Source organism: Lysobacter arenosi, assembly GCF_016613475.2.
GTDB lineage: Bacteria > Pseudomonadota > Gammaproteobacteria > Xanthomonadales > Xanthomonadaceae > Lysobacter_J > Lysobacter_J arenosi.
Genome location: NZ_CP071517.1, coordinates 1,713,103 through 1,737,652, shown reverse-complemented (window position 1 = coordinate 1,737,652; position 24,550 = coordinate 1,713,103). Strand labels below are relative to the sequence as shown.

Here is a 24,550-nt window from a genome sequence, read left to right as displayed (position 1 = left end):
GGAGACTGTCCGTGCTGCGTCCGTCCGCAATCGCTCTCGCCATCGCGCTGACTGCCTGTACCGGGTCGGCTCCGCCGGAAGTTCCGCACTACGACCTGGTGATCCGCAACGGCCAGGTCTTCGACGGCAGCGGTGCACCGGCCCGGCGTGTCGATGTCGCCGTGCGCGGCGACCGCATCGCGGCGTTGCTGGCGCCGGGCGCGCCGGCGCAGGCGACGAAGGAAGTGGATGCGCGTGGCCAGGCGGTGACGCCGGGCTTCATCAACGTGCTCAGCTGGGCGACCGAATCGCTGATCGCCGATGGCCGCGGCCAGGCAGACACACGCCAGGGCGTAACCCTGGAGATCTTCGGCGAAGGCTGGTCGATGGGACCGCTGACGCCGGCGATGAAGACCGAGGCCGTCAAGCAGCAGGGCGACATCCGCTATCCGATCGAGTGGACCACGCTCGGCCAGTACCTGGAGTACCTGGAACACCGCGGTATCACGCCCAACGTCGCCTCGTTCGTCGGCGCCGCCACGGTGCGCATCCACGAACTGGGTGAGGCCGATGTGCAGCCCGATGCGCAGCAGCTGGCACGGATGCAGGACCAGGTCCGCCAGGCGATGCGCGAAGGGGCGCTCGGTGTCGGCGGTTCGCTGATCTACCCGCCGGGATTCTATGCGCGCACCGACGAGCTGATCGCGCTGTCGCAGGCGGCCGCCGAAAGCGGTGGCGGTTACGTCGCGCACATGCGCAGCGAAGCCAACGGCATGCTCGAGGCGCTCGACGAGACGATCGCGATCGGCCGCGCCACCGGCCAGCATGTCGAGGTCTACCACCTCAAGGCGGCCGGGCAGGGCAACTGGCCGAAGATGGCCGAAGCCATTTCGCGCATCGACGGCGCGCGCGGGCAGGGCGTCGACATCGCCGCCAACATGTACGCCTACACCGCCGGCGCGACGGGGCTGGACGCGAGCCTGCCGCCGTGGGTGCAGGACGGTGGCCACGACGCGATGATCCGTCGCCTGAAGGATCCGGCGACGCGCGCACGCATCATCGCCGAGATGAAGCGCATCGATGGCAAGTGGGAGAACCTGCGTCTGCAGGCCGGCTCGCCCGAACGCGTGCAGTTCATCGGATTCAAGAGCGACAAGCTCAAGCCGCTCACCGGCCTGACCCTGGCGGAAGTCGCCAAGCGTCGTGGTACCAGCGCCGAGGACACGGTTGTCGACCTGATCGTCGAGGACGATTACCGGGTCGACACCGCCTACTTCCTGATGAGCGAGGACAACGTCGAACTGGGCCTGCGCCAGCCGTGGGTGAGCCTGGGCTCGGACGCCGAGTCCTCGGCGCCGGAAGGCGTGTTCCTCAAGTCCAGCACGCACCCGCGCGCCTATGGCAACTTCGCCCGCTTCCTTGGCCACTACGTGCGCGAGCAAAAGCTGATGCCGCTGGAGCAGGCGGTGTTCCGCCTGACCGGCCTGCCCGCGCGCAACTGGAAGCTCAAGGATCGCGGTTGCCTCACGGTCGGCTGTTTCGCCGATATCGCGGTGTTCGATCCGGCCGCGATCCGCGACAATGCCACCTTCGCCAAGCCGCAGCAGTACGCCACCGGCGTCAGCGACGTGTTCGTCAACGGCGTGCAGGTGCTTCGCGATGGCGAGCACACCGGTGCCAAACCCGGACGGGTGGTGCGCGGTCCGGGCTGGCAGGGCGCGGCACAGGCAAAACCATGACCGAGGCGGTTGCGCTGGCGCCGGTGGAAGCGCGCCAACGTCTGCACACGCTCGATGTCCTGCGCGGATTCGCGCTGCTGGGCATCGCGCTGATGAACGTCGAGTACTTCGGCCGTCCGCTGGCCGATGTCGGCAGCGGCGTCGATCCGGCACTGCGCGGAGTTGACTACGTCCTGTCGTGGCTGATCTACGTGTTCGTGCAGGGCAAGTTCTGGATCCTGTTCTCGCTGCTGTTCGGCATGGGCTTCGCGCTGATGGCCACGCGCACGCACGCGGCCGGCGGCGGCTTTTCGAAGCTGTACGTGCGTCGCAGCCTCGGCCTGCTGGTCATCGGGCTGGTGCACGCGCTGGCGATCTGGGCCGGCGACATTCTCGTCACCTACGCCATCGGAGCGCTGCTGTTGCTGCTGTTCCGCGATGCATCGCCACAGAAGCAGGGACGCCTGGGCGCGCTGCTGTACGGCGCGCCGGTGCTCGGCCTGCTGCTGATGTCTGTGGTCATGCTGGCCATGCAGGCGGCCGGGTCGAGCGCGGGCGACGACCATGCCGGTTCCGCGCACGAAGCCGCCGAGCAGGCTGCGCGTGCCGCCGAGATCGCCGCCTATTCCACCGGTTCGTGGTGGCAGGCGACCGTGGTCCGCGCGGAATACCTGCTGACCCACATCCCGGAAATGCTGGTGTTCGAGTGTTTCGCCCTCGGCATCTTCCTGATCGGTGCCTGGCTGCTTCGCAGCGGCGCGATCGCCGACCCGGCCGCGCACGCGCTGCTATACCGCCGCCTGCGTCGCTTCGCCCTTCCTGCCGGACTGGTGCTGGCACTGCTGAGCGCGGCGGTGACCGTGCAACTGGACTGGAAGGACGACAGCGCGCACGCGATGCTGGCGATGGCGGTGATGCTGGCCGCTGGTCCGCTGCTGAGCCTGGGCTACCTGGCGCTGCTCGTCGGCGCGGTGCAGACGGCCCTGGGCGCTCGCGTGCTAGGCCTGCTCGCACCCGCCGGACGGATGGCGCTCAGCAACTATCTGCTGCAATCGCTGGTCGGCACCTGGCTGTTCTATGGCTACGGGCTGGGGCTGTGGGGCAGTGTGCCGCGGCGCTGGCAGGTGGCTGGCGTGGTGGTGGGATTCGCGCTGCAGGTGCTGCTCAGCCGGGTCTGGCTGGCGTACTTCCGCCATGGCCCGGCGGAATGGCTCTGGCGGGCATGGACGTATCGGCACTTTCCAGCGATGCGCGCACGCTGATCACTGCGCCATGGATCAACACGCAACAATCGAGAAGACCTTCGTCTGATGGCCGAGCCCACACGAGCGACTAAACTTGCCCCCATGGAACAACGCGAAGATGTCCTGATCGTCGGCGCCGGCGTGATCGGCCTGGCCTGCGCCCTTGCCCTCCTGGAAACCGGTCGAAGCGTGCGCGTGATCGATGCCGGCCGCATCGGCGGCGGCAGTTCGCACGGCAATTGCGGCACGATCACGCCCAGCCATGCGCCGCCGCTGGCCGCACCCGGCGTGGTGCTCAAGGCCTTGCGCTGGATGCTGACCCCGGATGCGCCGCTGTATGTGCCGCCGCGCTTCGACCCACGCCTGTGGTCCTGGCTGCTGCGCTTCGCCCTGCGCTGCAACGAGCGCGACTGGCGCGCCAGCGCCGTGGCCAAGTCGGCGATCCTCAACGACTCGCGCGCGCGACTGGCGCAATGGGTCGAGCAGTATTCGCTGGCCTGCGAGTTCGCGCCGTCCGGCGAGGACTACATCTTCCGCACCCAGGACTATTTCGAGCACACGCTCGAAGAGGTCGGCCTGCTGCGCGAGCTCGGCGTTGCCGTCGATGTCGTCGACGGCCGTGCCTACGAGGCCATGGAGCCGGCGCTCAAGCCCGGCCTGGCCGGCGCAATCCGCTTCAACGGCGATGCGGTGCTGCGCCCTGACCGCTACGTCGCCGAGCTGGCGCGCGTGGTCCGCGAGCGTGGCGGCACCATCGTCGAGGACTGCGCATTCGTCGGTGCCGTGGCCGAGCAGGGCGGTGTGCGCGTGACCACCGGCCAGGGCCAGCTGCTGGCGGGCGAGGTGGTCATGGCGCTGGGCGCCTGGTCGACGAAACTGGCCGATGCCATCGGCGCACCGGCACTGAAGCGGACCATGCAGCCAGGCAAGGGCTACTCGATCACCTATTCATCGCCGGCCCTGGTGCCCAGGCGCCCGCTGGTGCTGCGCGAACGCCAGGTCTGCGTGACCGCGTGGGGCAGCGGATACCGCCTCGGCAGTACCATGGAATTCAGCGGCTTTGACGACAGCCTCAATCCACGCCGGCTTGCCGCGCTGGAGCGCGGCGCCGGCGAATACCTGCACGAACCCGTCGGCGCGCAGAAGCAGGAGCAGTGGTTCGGCTGGCGCCCGATGAGCTGCGACGACGTCCCGATCATCGGCCAGGTGCCAGGGCGTGATCACATCTGGTTGGCGACCGGTCACGGCATGATGGGCGTCAGCATGAGCGCGGCGACCGGCCAACTGGTCGCCGACCTGATCGCCGGGCGTGATCCGGCGATCGATCCTGCGCCCTTCCGCATCGAGCGATTCGAATGAACACCCGGCCAGCCACCAGCGAATTCGACCTCATCGTGATCGGGGGCGGATCCGGTGGCCTGGCAGGCGCCTTCCGCGCCGCCGAACACGGCGCGCGCGTGGCGCTGCTCGAGCCGCACCTGCTCGGCGGCACCTGCGTCAATGTCGGCTGCGTGCCGAAGAAGGCGATGTGGCTGGCCGCGGAGGTGGCGGCGAAGATGAAGCTCGCGCCGACGCTGGGCTTTCCGGTGCAACCGGCGGCGCTGAACTGGCCCGAGTTCATCGTCCACCGCGAGCGCTACATCGAAGGCATCCATTCCAGCTACCGGCGCCGCCTGGACGCGGCCGGCATCGTGCTCGCGCCGATGCGCGCGCACCTGGTCGATTCGCGCACGGTCGAATGCGAGAACGGGACGCGCCTGCGTGCCCGCCACCTGCTGATCGCCACCGGCGGGCGGCCGGAGCGACCGGACATCCCCGGCGCCGACCTGGGCGTCGTCTCCGACGATTTCTTCCAGTGGCGCGCCGCGCCCGCGCGCGTGGCCGTTGTCGGCGGCGGCTACATCGCGGTGGAGCTGGCCGGCGTGCTGCAGGCGCTGGGCAGCCGGGTCGAAATGTACGTGCGCGGTTCGCATCTGCTCAGGGGATTCGACCACGACGTGGTCGAGCAACTGACCGAGGATTATCGACAGTCCGGCGTTCGCATCTGCTTCGACCAGCACCTGGCCGCGGTGGAACCCGACAGCGGCGGTGTTCGCCTGCGCAGCGCCGACGGCAGCGCCAGCGATCGCTACGATGCAGTGCTGTTCGCCACCGGGCGCCGCCCCAACAGCGAGCGCCTGGGGCTGGAGGCCGTGGGTGTCGCCACCGATGCCGACGGCTGCATCGCGGTCAACGAGCGCCACGAGACGAGTGTCGAAGGCGTCTATGCCGTCGGCGACATCACCGCCAACGCGCAGCTGACGCCGGTCGCGATCGCCGCCGCGCGCCGCCTGATGGACCGCGTCTATGGCGGCAGCCAGGCCGTGCTCGACCAGCGCGACATCCCGACCGTGGTGTTCTCGCACCCGCCGTTCGGCCAGGTCGGTTTGACCGAGGCCGACGCCCGCGCCGAGCACGGCAGCGAGGCCGTGCATGTCTATCGCGCCGCGTTCCGGCCGATGTTGAATGCACTGGCCGACGTGCCGCAGCGCAGCCTGTTCAAGCTGGTCTGCGTCGGCGAGGATCGCCGCGTCGTCGGCATCCACCTGATGGGCGAGGCCGCCGACGAGATCCTGCAGGGCTTCGCGGTCGCCCTCAAGCGCGGCATCACCCTGCAGGACCTGCGCGAGACCGTGGCGATCCACCCGACCAGCGCCGAGGAAGTGGTGCTGATGCGCTGACAGCGCTGCAACAGGACATTTGGAAATGAACGACGAAATCTACACCCTGCATCGTGGCACCGCGCCGTTGCTGGTCAGCCTGCCGCACGACGGCAGCCATATTCCGCAGGCGCTGGCCGAGCGCATGACCGAGCGCGCACGCGTGGCGCCGGACACCGACTGGCACGTGTCGATCCTCTACGACTTCGCCCGCGAGCTGGGCGCGTCGGTCATCGTGCCGCGGCATTCGCGCTACGTCGTCGACCTCAACCGCCCGCCCGACGACACCTCGCTGTACCCCGGCCAGAACACCACCGGCCTGTGCCCGGCCGTGCAGTTCACCGGCGAGCCGGTGTACCTGGAAGGCCAGGCGCCGTCGCCGGCGGAGATCGCACAGCGCGTGGACACCTACTGGCGTCCGTATCACGAGGCGCTGCGCGGCGAACTCGACCGCACCCACGGCGAGCACGGTCGCGTGGTGCTGTGGGAAGGGCACTCGATCCGCGGCAGCGACCTGCCGTTCCTGTTCGAAGGCCGGCTGCCCGATCTCAACCTCGGCACGTCCGCCGGCGCCAGCTGTTCGCCGGCGCTGCAGCACCGGCTCGAGTCGCTGCTGGCCGCGCAGGACGAGTACGACTTCATCGTCAACGGGCGCTTCAAGGGCGGTTACATCACCCGCCACTATGGCGAGCCGGCGCGCGGCATCGACGCGGTGCAGATGGAGATCAGCCAGCGCAACTACATGGACGAGGACAGCTTCGCCTACGACGCGGGCAAGGCCGCGCATCTGCGCAAGCTGCTGACGGCCCTGCTGCAGGCAACGCTGAAACCATGAAGGCGACGGCGTGACCGGCGCCGTCACGGTGCTGGCGCCGGCACAGGCGCGCGCGCTGCACCTGGCCGCGCAGGGACTGGCTGCGCGCCCGCGCGCGCGGGCGCGCAAGGCCGACCTGCTCGCGGCGATCGCGCGCATGCAGCTGCTGCAGATCGACACCATCCACGTCGTAGCGCGCAGCCCGTACCTGGTGCTGTTTTCGCGCGTCGGCGCGTATCCCGCCGACTGGCTTGACGAACTGCTGGCGCAACGCGCCATCTTCGAGACCTGGGCGCACGAGGCCTGTTTCGCCCCGGTCGGCGACTACACGCTGCTGCGCAGCGCGATCGCGCATCGCGAACATCATTGGGCGATCCGCAACGCCCGCCACCGCCATGCCGAGCACGGTGCCGAGATTGCACAGCTGCTCGCCCACGTGCGCGAGCGCGGCGCGGTCAAGGCGGCCGACTTCGAGCGCGAGGCCGGCAGCGGCAGCGGCGGCGGCTGGTGGCAATGGAAGAACGAAAAGCTGTGGCTGGAAGCCTCGTTTGCCCTCGGCGAGTTGATGGTCAGCCGGCGCGAGAACTTCCACCGCGTCTACGACCTCGCCGAACGCGTGATCGGTGAGGTGCAGACCGACTGGAACAGCGCCGCGGTGCCGACCGCGCTGGCGCGGCGGGAACTGCTGCTCAAGTCGGTGCGCGCGCTCGGTATCACCCAGGCACGCTGGATTGCCGACTACTACCGCCTGCGACCGCGCCTGCGCGACGCCGACCTGGACGATCTGGTGGAGGAGGGCGCGCTGCTGCGTGTCGAAGTGCGCGGATGGACGGCACCGGGTTACGTCCATCCCGATCTGGCGCCGCAACTGGAACGTGCTGCTTCCGGCCGCCTGCGCGCGACCCATGCCACGCTGCTTTCGCCGTTCGACCCGGTGGTCTGGGACCGCGAACGCGCCAGCGAATTCTTCGGCTTCGATTACACGCTGGAGTGCTACACGCCCGAGCCAAAGCGTCGCTACGGCTACTTCGTGCTGCCGATCCTGGTAGGCGGGCGCCTCGTCGGACGGCTCGACGCCAAGGCGCACCGGCGCGAGGGCGTGTTCGAGGTCAAGGCCCTGTACCTGGAAGAGGGAATCGTCGCCGACGAGGCGCTGGCGCAATCCGTGGCCCGCGCGATCGACGACTGCGCGCGCTGGCACGCGACGCCGCGGGTCACGCTGGGGCGCTGCCGCCCCGCGGCGTTCGCACGACCGCTGAAGACGCAGCTCGCCGCGATGCGCTGAGGCGCACCGCGGCGAATCGTGCCTTGAGGCTCAACGCGTCTTGAACGCGATGAGCCGCGTGAACGCAAACTGCGGGTCCCCGGCGAGCAGGTACAACGTGCCATTGGCCGAGATCACCGCGCTGCTGGACTCCGGATAACTCCACACGGTCTGCATGGTGGCCCTGTCGACCGCATACGTGTACCCCGGCCTTGCGAACGAGGCCGTGCTGACGATCACCAGGTTTTTTGTGGCGACGACGTTGGCGGTGGAGTACTCCTGCGCATCGCTGGCCGGCGGACTCCAGGTGCCCACGACGTTGCCCGTGGCCTCATCGATTGCATGCATCACCGGTACCGTGGTTCCTCCACGGCGGATTGCATAGATCACGCCGGGAGCCGCCGCAAACAGCGAGCGATAGGAGGCTTGGGTGGACCACTCCCGGGTGCGGGAAACAACGTTGAAGCTGGTTAGTGGGTACGAGTTTGCTTTGTACGAATTCACGATCACGTTGCTGCGGGAACCCAGTACCGATACCGTGGTGGTGGGTTGGTCGTTACCGTCCGAAGACGGGTCCGCAAGCGAGGCAACGGGGCCGCCCGTGAGGCGATCCACGATGTTCAGCGCGCCGCTTCCGAAGTAGTACGCGAAACTCTGGTCCACCGCTGGTGTGGTGGGCACGTGGCCGATGCGGGGTTGCGCCCACTGCCGCGCCCCGGTATTCGCATTGGCGGCGTGGATCTCGTTGCCGTTCATGCCTGCGATGAAGTAGGCAGTGCCTGCGAAGATTGTCGGGGCGATGAACTGCTGAGACGGCAGAGCTTGTGTGTAATTGAAGCGCACACTGCCGTTGTTGGCGTCGAGGGCGAGGAAGTGGGTGCTGCTGTTGTACGTCGGGATGTAGATCAAGCCGCCCGCAGCGGCGGGTGCCGATGCATTGTTCTCGGGCACCGGCGTGGTCCATTTCACTGCGCCGCTGCTTTCATCCAGCGCGAACACCGAGACCCCATAAGTATCTTCGTTGATGTCGAGGTTGCCGCCGACGACATACACGGCGCCCGGACCCGTTACCGGCCTCAGGATGTAAGAGTCCGCGGCCGTTGCCTCTTTGGGGAAGGTCCATTCCCAGGCCTTGGCAAAGCGCGTCGGGTCCAGCCTGACCGGTACGTAGGCATTGTGCGTGGCGTCGCGCTGGATGGTCTCCCATTCGCCCACCGCGGCTACCTGCAACCGGTAGCCGAGGCTCGCCGACGCGTTGGTGTACTGCTGCGCACATGCCTGGTCCATGCACGCGCGAACCGTCAGCGTGCCGGTGCGGTCACCGGCCTGGACGTTGGCGATCGTGTCCAGCGCAAAGTGGAACGTGCCGTTTGCAGGCGCTGCCTGCACCGCTGGCGTCGAGAACGTGCCGCCGCTGTCGGCGACCTGCAGGTATACGGCCGACGCGCCCAGGTTGCTGCCGCTCCACGTGCCGTCCAGCGACATGCTGAAGGCGTCGCCGTAGTCGATGTTCTGCGCCACCGGCGCCGAACTGATCGCGACTGTCACTGACGCCGTCGGCGCGGGTGGGGGTGGTGGCGGGGGCGGGGGTGCAGGCGGAGCCGGAGGCGGTGGCGCGACCGCGACCGGTCCGCTTCTGGCTTTGCCACCGCCACCGCCACCGCCACCGCCACACGCAGCCAGCACCACGGCGACGCAAAGCGCCACCGCTACACGTTGCTTCGTCATCACAAGTCTCTCCCCAGAGCTTTGTGCAACTTCCCCTTTTTTACCGCCTGGCCAGGTGACCAGGCGGGTACCGCGCGCGGGGCGCTCTCGCGCAACGCCCCCCTTTTATAGTTGGTCGGGCCTCAGACCTCCAGCGTCGCCAGGTCGCCCTTGGTTTCCAGCCACTGCTTGCGGTCGCCGGCGCGCTTCTTGGCCAGCAGCATGTCCATCAGCGAGTGGGTTTCGGTGTTGTCGTCGACGGTCAGCTGGACCAGGCGGCGCGTGTCTGGATGGATGGTCGACTCGCGCAACTGCGAGGGATTCATCTCGCCCAGGCCCTTGAAGCGGGTCGTGTTGACCTGGCCGCTGAAGCCCTTCTTGCGGTCGCCCTTCTCGCGCTCGATCTTCTCCAGCAGGATCCGCTTTTCTTCCTCGTCGAGCGCATAGAACACCTGCTTGCCCACGTCGACGCGGAACAGCGGCGGCATCGCCACGAACACGTGCCCGGCCGAAACCAGCGACGGGAAATGCTTGAGGAACAGCGCCGTCAGCAGGGTGGCGATGTGCAGGCCGTCGGAGTCGGCGTCGGCGAGGATGATGACCTTGCCGTAGCGCAGGCCCGACAGGTCGTCCTTGCCCGGGTCGCAACCGATCGCAACGGCGAGGTCATGGACTTCCTGCGAGGCCAGCACGCTGCCGGAGGCGACTTCCCAGGTGTTGAGGATCTTGCCGCGCAGCGGCAGGATCGCCTGGAAGTCCTTGTCACGGGCCTGGCGCGCACTGCCGCCTGCCGAGTCGCCCTCGACCAGGAACAGTTCGGTACGCGACAGATCCTGGCTGCTGCAGTCGGCCAGCTTGCCGGGCAGGGCGGGTCCCTGGGTGACCTTCTTGCGGACGACCTGCTTCTCGGTCTTGAGGCGCGCGCTGGCGCGTTCGATCGCCAGCTGCGCGATCCGCTCGCCCATCTCGGTGTGCTGGTTGAGCCACAGAGAGAACGCGTCGTGCGCGGCGCCCTCGACGAAGCCGGCGGCCTGGCGCGACGACAGCCGCTCCTTGGTCTGGCCGCTGAACTGCGGGTCGGTCATCTTGATGCTGAGCACGAAGGCGACGCGGTCCCAGACGTCTTCCGGCGCCAGCTTGACGCCGCGCGGCAGCAGGTTGCGGAAGTCGCAGAACTCGCGCAGCGCATCGGTGAAGCCGGTGCGCAGGCCGTTGACATGGGTGCCGTGCTGCGCGGTCGGGATCAGGTTGACGTAGCTCTCCTGCACCAGCTCGCCTTCCGGGACCCACGCCACCGCCCAGTCGGCGGTCTCGGTGTCCTTGGTCAGCTTGCCGACGAACAGGTCCGGCGGCAGCAGCTCGCGATCGGCCAGTTCACCGCGCAGGTAATCGCGCAGGCCGTCCTCGTAGTACCACTCGTTGCGCTCGTCGCTGGCTTCGTCGTGCAGGCGGACCGTCAGGCCCGGGCACAGCACGGCCTTGGCGCGCAGCAGGTGGCGCAGCGAGCGCAGGTTGAACTTGGGCGTGTCGAAGTACTTCGGGTCGGGCCAGAAGTGCACGCGCGTGCCGGTGTTCTTCTTGCCGACGGTGCCGATCACTTCCAGCGGCGTGGCGCGGTCGCCATCCTTGAAGGTCATGCGGTATTCGTTGCCGTCGCGCTTGATGCGCACGTCGACCAGGGTCGACAGGGCATTGACCACGCTGACGCCGACGCCGTGCAGGCCGCCGGAGAAGGTGTAGTTCTTGTTGCTGAACTTGCCGCCGGCGTGCAGGCGCGTGAGGATCAGTTCCACGCCCGGGATCTTCTCCTCGGGGTGGATGTCCACCGGCATGCCGCGTCCGTCGTCGCCGACCGAGCAGCTGCCGTCGCTGTGCAGGGTGACGTCGATGAAGCGGGCATGGCCGGCCAGGGCCTCGTCGACCGCGTTGTCGATGACTTCCTGCGCCAGATGGTTCGGGCGCGTGGTGTCGGTGTACATGCCGGGGCGGCGTTTGACCGGATCCAGCCCGGACAGGACTTCGATATCAGCTGCGTTGTAACGGGAACTCATTCGGGGCTACGACAGCGGGGGCAGGAGCGGGGATGGTCTGCGTGTAGCGGCGGAAATTCAACCGCGCGCTCCGGTGCCCGGGGTGCGCCCTTGAAGCGACAGGGTTCCGGCCGCATCTGGGGAGGGCATGGCGACGCCGCCGGGGCCACTTCGCGCAAGCCGTTCAGTCCCGGCTACGGAAGGCGCCGCTAGGGTCGCCCGGTCGTCAACCGCGCGTCCCGTGACGCGTTATGCAATAAAGATGGCGCTGTCGCTATTGTTCCCCAGGAGGTCTTACGCATGAATACCCGCAAGCTACTGCTCCCGAGCCTGATCGCCGCGATGCTGGCGTCGCCGCTGGCATTTGCGCAGCAGCAGGACGCCCAGGCCGATGCCAAGGCCAAGGAACAGGCCGCGCAGGCCCAGAAGGCCGACGCAGCGCAGTCCGGCAAGGCCGACAAGACCGGCAAGGCCCAGAACGACGCCAACAAGGGCGGCAAGAGCGACAAGTCCAAGTCCCGCCCCGAGGTCGAGCCCGAGGAAGAGGACGACCGCTGAGCCTGCCGGCTCAAAAGGTTTGACCCGCAACGCCCCGGCCTGCCGGGGCGTTGCCTTTTGTGGAATCACCGTTCGTCCTGAGCGTAGGCCCGCAGGGCCGAAGTCGAAGGACTATTCCGCGGCATCTGAACGGCCCTGCGGAGCCCGGACGGCTCGCCGGAAAGCGACTCAGCCTGTAGACTATGGCTTTCCAGCGGTAGCAAAACCATGACTCCCCCTGATTTTCGTCACCGGCGGCGTGGTGTCCTCGCTTGGCAAGGGCATTGCGGCAGCCTCGCTGGCGGCCATCCTCGAAGCACGCGGCCTGCGCGTGACGATGATGAAGCTCGACCCCTACATCAACGTCGATCCGGGCACGATGAGCCCGTTCCAGCACGGTGAGGTGTACGTCACCGACGACGGCGCCGAGACCGACCTGGACCTGGGCCACTACGAGCGCTACCTGCGCAACCGGCTCAGCCGCAAGAACTCGATCACCACCGGTCGCATCTACGACAACGTGATCCGCAAGGAGCGCCGCGGCGACTACCTGGGCGGCACCGTGCAGGTGATCCCGCACATCACCGACGAGATCAAGCGCTGCATCATCGAGGCCACCGAAGGCTTCGACGTGGCTCTGGTCGAGGTCGGCGGCACGGTCGGCGACATCGAGTCGCTGCCGTTCCTCGAGGCCATCCGCCAGATCCGCAGCGAGCGCGGCTCGGAAGGCGCGCTGTTCATGCACCTGACCCTGGTGCCGTACATCGCCGCCGCCGGCGAGCTCAAGACCAAGCCGACCCAGCACTCGGTCAAGGAACTGCGTTCGATCGGCATCCAGCCCGACGTGCTGCTGTGCCGCAGCGAGCAGCCGCTGCCCGACAGCGAGCGCCGCAAGATCGCGCTGTTCACCAACGTCCCCGAGCGCGCCGTCATTTCGGCCGTCGACCTGGACAACATCTACAAGATGCCGCGCCGCTTCCACGAGGAAGGCCTGGACGCGATCGTGCTCGACCGCCTGCGCATCAACGCCGGCCCGGCCGACCTGACCGAATGGGACGAAGTGGTCGATGCCAGCGAGCATCCGGTCGACGAAGTCCGCATTGCCGTGGTCGGCAAGTACATCGACCACCAGGACGCCTACAAGTCGCTGGCCGAGGCGCTCAAGCACGGCGGCCTGCGCCAGCGCACCAAGGTCAAGCTGAAGTGGCTGGAATCGAGCGAGATCGAGGAGCAGGGCGTGGCCTCGCTCAAGGACGTTGACGGCATCCTCGTCCCGGGCGGCTTCGGCGACCGCGGTTTCGAAGGCAAGGTGCTCACCGCCAAGTTCGCGCGTGAGGCCGGCGTGCCGTACTTCGGCATCTGCTACGGCATGCAGGCGGCGGTGGTCGACGTCGCCCGCCACCTGGGCGGCCTCGACGGCGCCAACAGCACCGAGAACGACAAGGCCAGCCCGCATCCGGTGATCGGCCTCATCACCGAGTGGCGCACCGCCACCGGCGAGATCGAACGCCGCAGCGAGGACAGCGACCTGGGCGGCACCATGCGCCTGGGCCTGCAGGAGCAGCGCCTGAAGCCGGCGACGCTGGCGCGCGAGGTGTACGGCAAGGACGTGGTCGCCGAGCGCCATCGCCACCGCTACGAGTTCAACAACCGCTACCGCAGCCAGCTCGAGGACGCCGGCCTGGTGATCTCGGCCAAGTCGATGGACGACCTGCTGGTGGAGATGGTCGAACTGCCGCGCGACAAGCACCCGTGGTTCCTGGCCTGCCAGGCGCACCCGGAGTTCCTGTCGACGCCGCGCGACGGCCACCCGTTGTTCATCGGTTTCGTCCGCGCCGCGCGCGAGCACAAGGCGCAGGCCGGTGGCCGGCTGCTGAAGGAAGCCACTGCGTGACGGCTGCGGCCGCATCCGCCACGTCGTCCCGGCGGAAGCCGGGACCCACCTTGCGTTTGTCTTTGACCGTCGTTCGCGTGACGACGGCAACCAGGAGTGATGCATGAAGCTTTGCGGATTCGAAGCTGGTCTCGACCAGCCCTTCTTCCTGATCGCCGGTCCGTGCGTGATCGAGTCGATGCAGCTCCAGCTCGACGTCGCCGGAAAGCTCAAGGAGATTACTTCCGAGCTGGGCATCAACTTCATCTTCAAGTCGAGCTTCGACAAGGCCAACCGCACCTCCGGCACCAGCTTCCGCGGCCCGGGCCTGGAAGAGGGCCTGAAGGTGCTGGCCGAAGTGAAGAAGCAGATCGGCGTGCCGGTGCTGACCGACGTGCACGAGTACACGCCGATGAACGAGGTCGCCAGCGTCGTCGACGTGCTGCAGACCCCGGCGTTCCTGTGCCGCCAGACCGACTTCATCCAGAACGTGGCCCGCACCGGCCTGCCGGTGAACATCAAGAAGGGCCAGTTCCTCTCCCCGTGGGAGATGAAGCACGTCACCAACAAGGCCAAGGCCACCGGCAACGAGCTGATCATGGCCTGCGAGCGCGGTGCCAGCTTCGGCTACAACAACCTGGTGTCGGACATGCGCTCGCTGAGCGTGATGCGCGACACCGGCTGCCCGGTCGTGTTCGACGCGACCCACTCGGTGCAGCTGCCCGGCGGCGCCGACGGCAAGAGCGGCGGCCAGCGCGAGTTCGTGCCGGTGCTGGCGCGCGCGGCGATGGCGGTCGGCATTGCCGGCATCTTCATGGAAACCCATCCGGTGCCGGACGAGGCCCTCTCCGACGGCCCCAACGCCTGGCCGCTGCCGAAGATGCGCGCGCTGCTGGAGACGCTCAAGCAGCTCGACGAGATCACCAAGCGCAACGGTTTCCTGGAAGCCGACGCCTGACCATGCCGGGCGCAGCCAACCCCTGCGACCCCCGGAGGGCGCCGCGACCGCGCGGCGCCGGCCCAACTCGGCTATCGTCCCCGGCTGGCGCCTGTCCGGCCACCATGCCCTTTGACCACACTTCCCCATTGACCACACCTTCGACGACATGACCACGACCATCGCCAAAGTCCACGCCCGCGAGATCCTCGACAGCCGCGGCAATCCCACGCTCGAAGCCGAGGTCACCCTGGCCGACGGCAGCTTCGGTCGCGCGATGGTGCCGTCCGGCGCCTCCACCGGCACCAAGGAAGCGGTCGAGCTGCGCGACGGCGACAAGACCCGCTACCTGGGCAAGGGCGTGCGCAAGGCCGTCGAGAACGTCAACGGCGCGATTGCCACCGCGCTGGCCGGTTTCGACGGCGCCGACCAGGCCGGCCTCGACCGCCGCCTGATCGACCTCGACGGCACCGAGAACAAGGGCCGCCTGGGCGCCAACGCGCTGCTCGGCGTGTCGATGGCCAACGCCCACGCGATGGCCGCATCGAAGAAGCTGCCGCTGTGGAAGTACCTGGCCGGTGGCCGCGAGGCCGTGCTGCCGGTGCCGATGATGAACATCATCAATGGCGGCGCGCATGCCGACAACAACGTCGACCTGCAGGAATTCATGATCCTGCCGGTGGGCGTGGACAACTTCGCCGAAGCGCTGCGCGCCGGCACCGAGGTGTTCCATGCGCTCAAGTCGGTGCTCAAGGGCCGCGGCCTGAGCACGGCGGTGGGTGACGAGGGCGGTTTCGCGCCCGACCTGCGCAGCAACGAGGAAGCGCTGGAAACCATCCTCGAAGCGATCGGCAAGGCCGGTTACAAGGCCGGCGAAGACATCCTGCTCGGCCTCGACGTCGCCTCCAGCGAGTTCTTCGAGAACGGCAAGTACAACCTCACCGGTGAAGGCAAGCGCCTGACCAGCGAGCAGTTCGTCGACTTCCTCGCCAACTGGGCCGCGCAGTACCCGATCATCACCATCGAAGACGGCATGGCCGAGAACGACTGGGCCGGCTGGAAGCTGCTGACCGAGCGCATCGGCAACAAGGTGCAGCTGGTCGGTGACGACCTGTTCGTGACCAACCCGAAGATCTTCCAGGAAGGCATCGACAAGGGCGTGGCCAATGCCATCCTGATCAAGGTCAACCAGATCGGCACGCTGACCGAGACCCTGGAAGCGATCGCGATGGCCGACGCCAACCGCTACGCCTCGATCGTCTCGCACCGCTCGGGCGAAACCGAGGACACCACCATCGCCGACATCTCGGTCGCCACCACCGCGACCCAGATCAAGACCGGCTCGCTGTGCCGCAGCGACCGCGTCGCCAAGTACAACCAGCTGCTGCGCATCGAAGAGCAGCTGGGTGCCGCGGCGAAGTACGCCGGCCGCGACGCCTTCATCTCGCTCAAGCGCTGAGCCGGGAGACCCGGCGCATGCGCGGCTTGCGACTGCTGCTGCTGGCACTGGCCGGGTTGCTGGTGTTCCTGCAGTACCGGCTGTGGGTGGGCGAGGGCGGCAGCCGCTCGGTCGCCCGCCTGCAGCAGCAGGTGCAGCAGCAGGCGCACGAGAACCAGGGCATGCAGCAGCGCAACGACGCGCTTGCCGCCGAAGTCGAGGACCTCAAGTCCGGCGAGGCGGCGGTCGAGGAACGCGCACGCAGCGAGCTGGGCATGATCAAGCCGGGCGAAACCTTCTACCGCGTGGTCGAGCCGGAAGGCGCGGCACCGGGGCCGGAAGCAAACACCGAGCCGAAACCTGAGTGACCCCGAGTGACCCCGAGTGACCAAGTGATCTGGGCCGTGATTCCCGCAGCTGGTCGTGGCTCGCGCTTTGGTGGCGAGACGCCCAAGCAGTACCTCGAAATTGCCGGCCGCCCCTTGATCGCCCACGCGCTCGATGCGCTGCTCTCGCACCCGCGCATTGCCGGCGCGATGGTCGCGCTGTCGAAGAACGACGCGCTGTGGCCCGGCTGGGCCAACCTGCACGGCAAGCCGGTGTTGCGCTGCGTTGGCGGCGGCGAGCGCGCCGATTCGGTGCTGGCGGCATTGCAGGCGCTTCCCGTCGAGGTCGGCAGCGACACGCTGGTGCTGGTGCACGATGCGGCACGGCCCAACCTGCGCAGTGAAGACCTCGATCGACTGATCGCAGCGGCCAGTGCCCATGCCGACGGCGCCATCCTCGGCGCTCCGGTGCGCGACACGCTCAAGCGTGCCGACGCCGCCGCGCATATCGCCGCGACCGAGCCGCGCGAGCGGCTGTGGCGCGCATTCACGCCGCAGGCGTTCCGCCGCGGCGCCCTGACGGCCGCGCTGGAGCAGGCGCAGGCGCAGGGCATCGTGGTCACCGACGAGGCGATGGCGATGGAGCGCGTGGGCGCCCATCCGGCGCTGGTCGAAGGACGCGAGGACAACCTCAAGGTGACGACGCCGGCCGACCTGGCATTGGCGCGATACCTGATTTCCAACAGGTAACCCAGTACATGAACATCCGCATCGGCCAGGGTTTCGACGTCCACGCCTTCGGCGACGGCGACCACGTCATGCTCGGCGGCGTGCGCGTGCCGCACGAGCGCGGCATCGTCGCCCACTCCGATGGCGACGTGGTCATCCACGCGTTGTGCGACGCCATGCTCGGCGCACTGGCGCTGGGCGACATCGGTCAGCATTTCCCGCCGAGCGACCCGCAGTGGAAGGACGCAGACAGCCGCGCCTTCCTGCGCCACTGCCAGACGCTGATCGGCGAGCGCGGCTGGCAACTCGGCAATGCCGACATCACCGTGATCTGCGAACGCCCCAAGGTCGGCCCGCATGCGGCGGCGATGCGGCAGTTGCTCGCAGGAGATCTGGGCTTGGCGGAGGACGCCGTCAGCATCAAGGCCACCACCACCGAGAAGCTCGGCTTCACCGGCCGCGGCGAAGGCATCGCGGCGATGGCGGTGTGCCTGCTGGTGCGCGCGTGAGCGCGCAGGAGCCGACGCTGCCGCGTGCGCATGGGCCGTCCGTGCTCGGCGCCAACATGCGCACCACGCCCGAGGATTTCCTGGTCGAGGAACTGCCGGGCTTCGAGCCCAGCGGCAGCGGCGAGCATCTGCTGCTGACCATCGAGAAGCGCGGCATGAACACCGCCTTTGCCGCACGCCGCATCGCCGAGTGGGCGGGCGTGGGCGAAGTCGCGATCGGCTATGCCGGTCTCAAGGACCGCAACGCCGTCACCCGGCAGCGTTTCAGCGTGCACCTTCCCAAGCGCGTGGCGCCGGACCTGGCGACCCTGGAAACCAGCGGCGACAACGAGCACCTGCGCGTGCTCGAGCACACCTGGCATGCGCGCAAGCTGCCGCGCGGCGCGCTGGCCGGCAACCGCTTCGTGCTGGTACTGCGCGAAGTGGCCGGCGCGCGCGAGGCGATCGAATCGCGCCTGCAGTCGATTGCCGCGCGTGGCGTGCCCAACTACTTCGGCGAACAGCGTTTCGGCCGCGAGGGCGACAACGTCGCCAATGCCATGGCGATGTTCGCCGGACGACGCGTGCGTCGCGAACAGCGCACGTTGCTGCTGTCGGCGGCGCGCTCGGAGCTGTTCAACCGCGTGCTTGCCTCGCGCGTCCAGTCCGCCAGCTGGGACCAGGCGCTGGACGGAGAGGTGTGGCTGCTTGACGGCAGTCGCAGCGTGTTCGGCCCGGAACCTTTCAATGACGAACTCGCGCAGCGCCTGGCCGCGTTTGACATTCATCCCAGTGGCCCGCTATGGGGCAAAGGCGAGCTGCGCAGCCAGGGCGATGCGGCGGCAGTGGAAGTGGCCGCACTGTCGGGCGATGACGCCGCCGCGCTGCGCGCCGGCCTGGAGGCCGAAGGGCTCAAACATGAGCGTCGCGCCCTGCGCCTGAAGCCGACCGACCTGGCGTGGGACTGGCTCGACGGCGATGTACTCCAGTTGGCTTTCAGCCTTCCACCCGGCACGTACGCCACGGTAGTGCTGGCCGAACTGGGCGACGTGCGCGCACTTGGTCGCAGCGGCTGAACGGGTAGTTTCGACCGTTCGTCGGAAAGCATCTGCTGGCACTGGTGTGCCCCAAGCGCCGGCGTATAAGCCGAAATCGTACAAGTTGTCATGTCGACTTGTGCCGTCGTACCCGTCGGGTAGGGCGATCACGTCATGGAGATGTCGTCATGAACGCATCGTTACGCATGGCCGTGTTGGTGTCGGTGGTGGGCCTGGCGGCCTGCGCCGGCATGCAGAGCAAGACCGCTTATGTGCCGGAGCCGAAGGCTCCGTCGATCATGGATGACGACGAGGCCTACATCGCCTACGTCGAACGTGTTGCCCGCCGCCGCGGTATCGAGGTGGTCTGGGTCAATACGCCGCGCAAGACGGCCGACCAGGTCGCCCAGGAAAGCGGTCAGCAGCAGTAACAGCACTGCCTAGCGTCCCGGCGGCCGGGCTCAGGACGAGCGCAGGCGACGGGGCGCAAGCAGTATCAGCACCGCTCCGGTGCCGCCCTGCGCGGGCGGTGCGGAGTGGAATGCCAGGACGTCGGCGCGCTGGCGCAGCATGCGGTCGACCAGGTTCTTCAGCACCGGCATGCCGCTGCTCGCGATCGTGGCGGCGCCGTGCAATCCCTTGCCGTGGACCACGCGCACGCAGCCCACGCCGTGCAGGCGGGCGTCGTGCAGGAATGCGCGCAACAGCAGTTCGGCCTCGCGCGTGTCGGCGCCGTGCAGGTCGAGCTCCTCCTGTACCGAGATCTCGCCGCGCTTGAGCTTCTGCAGCAGCCGTGGCGAGACTTCGTCGCGGCGATAGGACAGCGCGTCGCCGGCATCGAGCAGGCTTTCATCCAGGGCATGGCGGAACTGCTCGCGCGCCTGGGCTTCATCGCGCTCGGCCATGCGCGCCCGCGGCCGCGGCATGGGCGCCGCCGGTGGCGGCGTGGTGTCGGGCAGCCGCCTTACCGGACCGATCGCGGCGCGGAACAGCTCGGCGTCGTCGTCTGCGGGGTCGTCAGCCATGGCGACAGTCTAGGGACTCCCGCGCGGGGCGGGCAGGGGGCCGGCAGGAGCAGCAAGGTCTGCAATCCCCATCGGCTATCATGGGTGCCGCACGGTCCGGCAAGCGCATGCAGCACGCGCCCGGTCCTGTCACAACCCCACGTTCCAAGGTTCGATCAAGGGAGTTCATGCGAGTTCTGGTCAGCAACGACGACGGCGTCGACGCCCCCGGTATCCGCGTCCTCGCCGAAGGCCTGCGCGCCGCCGGCCATGAGGTGCTGGTGGTCGCCCCCGACCGGGACCGCTCCGGCGCCAGCAATTCGCTCACCCTGGATGCGCCCGTGCGCGTCCAGCGGCTGGACGAGTCCACCTGGCGTGTCTACGGCACCCCCACCGACTGCGTGCACGTGGCCATCACCGGCATGCTCGAGGTCGAACCCGACATCGTCGTGTCGGGCATCAACAACACCGCCAACCTCGGCGACGACGTGATCTATTCCGGCACCGTCGCCGCGGCCATGGAAGGGCGCTTCCTCGGCCTGCCGGCCGTGGCGATGTCGCTGCAGACGGTCGACCACACCGGCCGCCATTACGAAACCGCCGCGCGCGCTGCAGTCGAGATCATCGCCCGCCTGCGCGTGGATCCGCTGCCGGCCGACACCATCCTCAACGTCAACGTGCCCGACCTGCCCTGGGACGAGGTCCGTGGCTTCGAGGTCACCCGCCTGGGCAACCGCCATCGCGCCGAGGCCTGCATCCCGCAGCACGACCCGCGCGGGCGCGAGTGGTGGTGGATTGGCGCCGCCGGCCAGGAGCAGGACGCCGGCCCCGGCACCGACTTCCATGCGCTGCGCACCGGCAACATCTCGATCACGCCGATCCATGTCGACCTGACCCGCTACCAGGCGCTGGACCAGGTCGCGAGCTGGGTCGACGGACTGGCGGTGTCGCTCGATCGCGGCGCCGTTCGCCAACATAAGGAGCAGGCATGACGTTGCGCATGCGCCTGCAGCCCGAGGCCATCGGTTCGGGCATGACCTCGCAGCGAGTCCGCGACCGCCTGGTCGAACGCCTGCGCGAGAACGGCATCCGCGACGAGCGCGTGCTCAACGCGATCCGCACCGTGCCGCGCCACCTGTTCGTCGACGAGGCGCTGGCGACGCGCGCCTACGAGGACACGGCACTGCCGATCGGCCACGGCCAGACCATCTCGCAACCGTGGGTGGTGGCGAAGATGACCGAGGCGGTGCTCGAGGCCGAACCGAAGAAAGTGCTGGAGATCGGCACCGGCTCGGGCTACCAGGCAGCCGTGCTGGCCGCGCTGGGCCTGGAAGTACACACGGTGGAGCGCATCGGCGAGCTGCTGCGCACCGCGCGCAAGCGTTTCCGCCAGCTGGGCATGAACATCCGCAGCAAGCACGACGACGGCCGCATCGGCTGGTCGGAGAACGGCCCGTTCGATTCGATCATCGTCACCGCGGCCGCGCCGGCGCTGGTCGAGTCGTTGACCGCGCAGCTGGCCCCGGGCGGCACGCTGATCGCACCGGTCGGCGGCGCCTCGTCTCAATCGCTGCTGAAGCTGCACAAGGACGCCGATGGCGTCGTCACCCAACACACGCTGGCTCCGGTCGTTTTCGTGCCGCTGCTGTCAGGGATGATCGATTGAACACCGCAGGAACTGGCTCCGCAGTGACATTCTGGAAGGACTGGCGTTGAAGATTTTTGGACCGCTTTACGAGCGCACGATTTCCTGGGCGCGTCATCGCCATGCACCCGCCCTGCTGACCGGCCTGAGTTTCGCCGAGGCGGTGGTGTTCCCGGTGCCGCCGGAAGTGATGCTGGCGCCGATGTGCCTGGCCGATCGCCGCCGCGCGTTCTGGTTCGCCACGCTGAGCCTGGCCGGCTCGATGGTCGGCGCACTGCTGGGCTACGCGCTGGGACACTTCGCCTACGAACTGGTCAAGCCGCTGCTGACCTCACTGGGCTGGATCGATCGCATCGACGCGCAGGTCACGCAGTTGCGCGAGATCGCCGCAAATTCACCGTGGAAGGCGTTCTGGCTGCTGGTTCTGGCCGGGTTCACGCCGATTCCGCTGAAGATATTCACCTGGGCGTCGGGCATCGTCGGTGTACCGATCCTGCCGTTCATGGCCAGCATGTTCATCGGCCGCGGCAAGCGCGTGTACCTGATTGCCCTGGCAATCCGCCTCGGCGGCGAGCGCGCGGAAGCGGCGCTGCGCCGTTACATCGAGCCGATCGGCTGGGCCGCTTCGGTCCTGTTGCTGGCGGCAGTGGCATGGCTGGTCTGGAAGGCACAGTTCGCAGCATGAGCGCACGCACGACACGAGCACGAATGTCCGCCGCATCGCGTCCGCTCCTGGTGGCGGCGCTGGTCGTGGTCGCGGTGGCCGGATGCGCGAGCACCAAGGTGATCCGCACGCCCAGTGGCGGCACGACCACGGTCAAGCCGTCTGTGCCCAGGTATGGCAAGACCGTGGTGGTGCAACGCGGCGACACCATGTATCGGGTGGCCTCGAGCAATGGCATCCGCGCGGTCGACCTGGCCGCATGGAATGGCATCCCCGCGCCGTACACGATCTATCCGGGCCAGCGCCTGCGCCTGTATCCGTCGCAAGGCGGCTCCGGAACCGCGACGACCGGCACCTCGGGCGGCACGGTTGCGACGCGACCGGTGCCTGCGACCAGACCGCCGACGACCACGCCACGTCCGCCGACGGCCACCGCGCCGGCACCCGCGCCGCAGGCGGCGCCGGTCGCCAGCGGCTTCAACTGGCGCTGGCCGGCCGATGGCGAACTGATCGGACGCTACGTCGCCGGCGAGCCGACCAAGCAGGGCATCGACATCGCCGGCAGCAGCGGTGCGCCAGTGCGTGCCGCCGCCGACGGTGTGGTGGTGTACTCGGGTTCGGGCCTGGTCGGTTATGGCGAGCTGGTCATCATCAAGCACAACGAGCAGTGGCTGTCGGCCTATGGCCACAACCGCAATCGCCTGGTCAACGAGGGGCAGCTGGTGAAGGCCGGCCAGCAGATCGCGGAGATGGGCCGCAGTGGTGCGCCGCGCGAGATGCTGCACTTCGAGGTGCGCTACAACGGCAAGCCGGTCGATCCGCTGCTCTATCTGCCGAAGAAGTAACCCCACCGTCGTCCCGGCGAACGCCGGGACCCAGGCCATCGCGCTGCCAACGTAGTCGCCGTCAGGGCGCCCGTTCGAACACGAATGCCGCGACCACGCGGCGGCCTTCGCCGGACAGCACGTTGAACGTGCGCGCGGCGGCGGCATTGGTCATGGTTTCGAGGCCGACGCCCCGGCCCAGGCACGCGGCCATCACCGCGGCGGTCGGGAAGACCTGGGTCGCGCCGCTGCCGAGCAGGATCACTTCCGGCTCCATCGCCAATACCGGGTCAAGGTCCTGCGGTGTGATCGCCTTGACCGCGCTTACCGGCCAGTCTTCGATCAGCTGGTCCGGCGAAAGAACGAAACTGGCGTACAGGCGTCGATCGTTGACCAGCGCCGAGGTGCCGTCGGCGGCACGCAGGTAGAACGACTGGTCCGGATGTTCGAGGTTGAGCTGCATCGGCGACTCAGTAGCCGTGTGCCAGGGACGTAGGGTGTCAGGCCCGCGGCAGCACGATCTGGCGACGGTCCTGGCTGGGCTTGTACAGGATCGCGGTGTGGCCGATGCGCTGCACCAGCGCCGCTTCGGTGCGCAGGGCGATGTCGTCGATCATGGCGTCGCGGGCGTCGCGGTCTTCGGCGGCGACCTTGATCTTGATCAGCTCATGGTGTTCCAGGGCTAGGGCGACTTCGGCGATCAGCGACTCGGTCACGCCCTTGCCGCCAACCTGCAGCATGGCCTTCAGATCATGGGCCTGGCCGCGCAGGAAACGGGTCTGGGCGGCGGTCAGGACGGTCTGCATTGGGGCACGGGGAGCATGGGGGTGGGTTGCGCAGGGTATCATGACCACCCCCACGGACCCCACGGTCCACTCACGCCCCGCCTTTTGGACGCCCGCCCCCTACGCCCATGGCGACTCGCAGCAAATCCAGCCAGCGCTGGCTCAAGGAACACTTTTCCGACCCCTTCGTTAAGAAGGCCAAGGCGGAAGGCCTGCGCTCGCGCGCTGCTTACAAGCTCGAGGAGCTGGTCGAGCGTGACCGGTTGCTGAAGCCCGGGATGGTCGTGGTCGACCTCGGCGCCGCCCCCGGCGGCTGGTCGCAGTGGCTGCGCGGGGAGCTCGACCGCCTCGATCCGGCCCGGCCGGGCCGGGTGATCGCCCTGGACATCCTCGAGATGCCCTCGCTGGCCGGGGTCGAGTTCCTTCTTGGCGATTTCAGGGAGGATGAGGTCCTATCGCGGCTGGTGGACTCGCTGGGCGGCCAGCGCGTGGACCTTGTCCTGTCGGATATGGCCCCCAATAAGAGCGGTGTGGATGCGGTCGACATGCCGCGGGCGATGTACCTGTCCGAACTGGCCATGGACTTCGCCGACCAGCACCTGCGTACCGGCGGCAACTTCCTGATCAAGCTGTTCCAGGGGGTGGGCTTCGACGAGTACGTCAAGGAACTGCGACGACGCTACGACAAGGTCGTGATCCGCAAGCCGGAGGCGTCGCGCAAGCGTTCGCCCGAGGTGTACGCGCTGGCACAGGGCAAGCGCGCGGTTATGAAGTAAGGTGCGACAACCCCGAGATGTACAGGCGCTTC

Annotated in this window: 25 protein-coding genes; 20 read left to right on the top strand and 5 right to left on the bottom strand. The window is 68.2% G+C overall.

Features of this window, described 5'->3' with window-relative positions:
- Positions 1–11: 11 nt before the first annotated feature.
- From HIV01_RS08025 to HIV01_RS08000, 6 genes are all read left to right on the top strand, one after another.
- Positions 12–1,718: an N-acyl-D-amino-acid deacylase family protein gene (locus HIV01_RS08025; RefSeq protein WP_200609442.1), complete on the top strand. Its 1,707-nt coding sequence runs from the start codon at positions 12–14 to the stop codon at positions 1,716–1,718.
- A complete protein-coding gene (locus HIV01_RS08020) occupies positions 1,715–2,959 on the top strand; it encodes a DUF418 domain-containing protein (protein ID WP_200609440.1) in 1,245 nt (414 codons plus the stop codon). The genes HIV01_RS08025 and HIV01_RS08020 overlap by 4 nt, the downstream gene beginning before the upstream one ends.
- 84 nt (positions 2,960–3,043) lie before the next feature.
- A complete protein-coding gene (locus HIV01_RS08015; protein ID WP_200609438.1) occupies positions 3,044–4,300 on the top strand; it encodes an NAD(P)/FAD-dependent oxidoreductase in 1,257 nt (418 codons plus the stop codon).
- Positions 4,297–5,661: a glutathione-disulfide reductase gene (gene gorA, locus HIV01_RS08010; RefSeq protein WP_200609436.1), complete on the top strand. Its 1,365-nt coding sequence runs from the start codon at positions 4,297–4,299 to the stop codon at positions 5,659–5,661. The genes HIV01_RS08015 and gorA overlap by 4 nt, the downstream gene beginning before the upstream one ends.
- Positions 5,662–5,686: 25 nt before the next feature.
- Positions 5,687–6,475 carry an N-formylglutamate deformylase gene (hutG, locus tag HIV01_RS08005; RefSeq protein WP_200609434.1) on the top strand — a complete coding sequence of 263 codons (789 nt, stop codon included), beginning with the start codon at positions 5,687–5,689 and terminating at the stop codon, positions 6,473–6,475.
- 10 nt (positions 6,476–6,485) lie between these two features.
- Positions 6,486–7,739, top strand: a complete 1,254-nt coding sequence (locus HIV01_RS08000; RefSeq protein WP_280633593.1) for a winged helix-turn-helix domain-containing protein — start codon at positions 6,486–6,488, stop codon at positions 7,737–7,739.
- Positions 7,740–7,769: 30 nt separating this feature from the next.
- Here the strand turns inward: HIV01_RS08000 and HIV01_RS07995 are convergent, their stop codons facing one another.
- Both HIV01_RS07995 and parE read right to left on the bottom strand, forming a co-directional pair.
- Positions 7,770–9,266: an outer membrane protein assembly factor BamB family protein gene (locus HIV01_RS07995; RefSeq protein ID WP_200609432.1), complete on the bottom strand. Its 1,497-nt coding sequence runs from the start codon at positions 9,264–9,266 to the stop codon at positions 7,770–7,772.
- A 302-nt stretch (positions 9,267–9,568) separates the two neighbouring features.
- Entirely contained in the window at positions 9,569–11,476 is a 1,908-nt protein-coding gene (parE, locus tag HIV01_RS07990; RefSeq protein WP_200609430.1) for a DNA topoisomerase IV subunit B, read from the bottom strand.
- 279 nt (positions 11,477–11,755) lie between these two features.
- Here parE and HIV01_RS07985 point away from each other — a divergent pair, with 279 nt between their 5' ends.
- The 9 genes from HIV01_RS07985 (at position 11,756) to HIV01_RS07945 (ending at position 19,251) form a co-directional block, all read left to right on the top strand.
- The gene (locus HIV01_RS07985; RefSeq protein ID WP_200609428.1) at positions 11,756–12,013 is read left to right on the top strand and encodes a hypothetical protein; all 258 of its coding nucleotides are present in this window, start codon (positions 11,756–11,758) and stop codon (positions 12,011–12,013) included.
- A 217-nt stretch (positions 12,014–12,230) separates the two neighbouring features.
- Positions 12,231–13,886 (top strand): CTP synthase, encoded by a 1,656-nt coding sequence (gene pyrG / locus HIV01_RS07980; protein WP_207527166.1) that lies wholly within the window; start codon positions 12,231–12,233, stop codon positions 13,884–13,886.
- Between the two features lie 103 nt (positions 13,887–13,989).
- Positions 13,990–14,823, top strand: coding sequence for a 3-deoxy-8-phosphooctulonate synthase (kdsA, locus tag HIV01_RS07975; RefSeq protein WP_200609424.1), 834 nt, complete (start codon positions 13,990–13,992; stop codon positions 14,821–14,823).
- 148 nt (positions 14,824–14,971) lie between these two features.
- Complete coding sequence (gene eno, locus HIV01_RS07970; RefSeq protein WP_200609422.1) at positions 14,972–16,261, top strand: phosphopyruvate hydratase; 1,290 nt, start codon at positions 14,972–14,974, stop codon at positions 16,259–16,261.
- Positions 16,262–16,278: 17 nt separating this feature from the next.
- Entirely contained in the window at positions 16,279–16,608 is a 330-nt protein-coding gene (gene ftsB, locus HIV01_RS07965; protein WP_200609420.1) for a cell division protein FtsB, read from the top strand.
- A gap of 24 nt (positions 16,609–16,632) precedes the next feature.
- Positions 16,633–17,316 carry a 2-C-methyl-D-erythritol 4-phosphate cytidylyltransferase gene (gene ispD / locus HIV01_RS07960; protein WP_200609418.1) on the top strand — a complete coding sequence of 228 codons (684 nt, stop codon included), beginning with the start codon at positions 16,633–16,635 and terminating at the stop codon, positions 17,314–17,316.
- Between the two features lie 8 nt (positions 17,317–17,324).
- Positions 17,325–17,804, top strand: a complete 480-nt coding sequence (gene ispF / locus HIV01_RS07955) for a 2-C-methyl-D-erythritol 2,4-cyclodiphosphate synthase (RefSeq protein ID WP_200609410.1) — start codon at positions 17,325–17,327, stop codon at positions 17,802–17,804.
- On the top strand, positions 17,801–18,859 hold the full coding sequence (gene truD / locus HIV01_RS07950) for a tRNA pseudouridine(13) synthase TruD (protein ID WP_200609408.1): 1,059 nt from the start codon (positions 17,801–17,803) through the stop codon (positions 18,857–18,859). Before ispF ends, truD begins: the two co-directional genes overlap by 4 nt.
- Before the next feature lie 149 nt (positions 18,860–19,008).
- Positions 19,009–19,251, top strand: coding sequence for a hypothetical protein (locus HIV01_RS07945; RefSeq protein ID WP_200609406.1), 243 nt, complete (start codon positions 19,009–19,011; stop codon positions 19,249–19,251).
- A gap of 30 nt (positions 19,252–19,281) precedes the next feature.
- Here HIV01_RS07945 and HIV01_RS07940 read toward each other — a convergent pair whose 3' ends face one another.
- Complete coding sequence (locus HIV01_RS07940; RefSeq protein ID WP_207527138.1) at positions 19,282–19,845, bottom strand: Smr/MutS family protein; 564 nt, start codon at positions 19,843–19,845, stop codon at positions 19,282–19,284.
- Positions 19,846–20,012: 167 nt separating this feature from the next.
- Between HIV01_RS07940 and surE the strand changes: the two genes are divergently transcribed.
- From surE to HIV01_RS07920, 4 genes are read left to right on the top strand one after another with little or no spacing between them, the layout of a single operon-like run.
- Positions 20,013–20,816 (top strand): 5'/3'-nucleotidase SurE, encoded by an 804-nt coding sequence (gene surE / locus HIV01_RS07935; RefSeq protein ID WP_200609402.1) that lies wholly within the window; start codon positions 20,013–20,015, stop codon positions 20,814–20,816.
- A complete protein-coding gene (locus tag HIV01_RS07930; RefSeq protein ID WP_200609400.1) occupies positions 20,813–21,490 on the top strand; it encodes a protein-L-isoaspartate(D-aspartate) O-methyltransferase in 678 nt (225 codons plus the stop codon). The genes surE and HIV01_RS07930 overlap by 4 nt, the downstream gene beginning before the upstream one ends.
- 46 nt (positions 21,491–21,536) lie before the next feature.
- Positions 21,537–22,154: a YqaA family protein gene (locus HIV01_RS07925; protein WP_200609398.1), complete on the top strand. Its 618-nt coding sequence runs from the start codon at positions 21,537–21,539 to the stop codon at positions 22,152–22,154.
- Entirely contained in the window at positions 22,121–22,978 is an 858-nt protein-coding gene (locus tag HIV01_RS07920; protein WP_425600263.1) for a peptidoglycan DD-metalloendopeptidase family protein, read from the top strand. The genes HIV01_RS07925 and HIV01_RS07920 overlap by 34 nt, the downstream gene beginning before the upstream one ends.
- Positions 22,979–23,039: 61 nt before the next feature.
- Here HIV01_RS07920 and HIV01_RS07915 read toward each other — a convergent pair whose 3' ends face one another.
- Entirely contained in the window at positions 23,040–23,420 is a 381-nt protein-coding gene (locus HIV01_RS07915; RefSeq protein ID WP_200609394.1) for an Mth938-like domain-containing protein, read from the bottom strand.
- A 37-nt stretch (positions 23,421–23,457) separates the two neighbouring features.
- Positions 23,458–23,763, bottom strand: a complete 306-nt coding sequence (yhbY, locus tag HIV01_RS07910) for a ribosome assembly RNA-binding protein YhbY (RefSeq protein ID WP_200609392.1) — start codon at positions 23,761–23,763, stop codon at positions 23,458–23,460.
- A gap of 107 nt (positions 23,764–23,870) precedes the next feature.
- Between yhbY and rlmE the strand changes: the two genes are divergently transcribed.
- Positions 23,871–24,518, top strand: coding sequence for a 23S rRNA (uridine(2552)-2'-O)-methyltransferase RlmE (gene rlmE / locus HIV01_RS07905; RefSeq protein WP_200609383.1), 648 nt, complete (start codon positions 23,871–23,873; stop codon positions 24,516–24,518).
- The last annotated feature ends 32 nt before the right edge of the window (positions 24,519–24,550 follow it).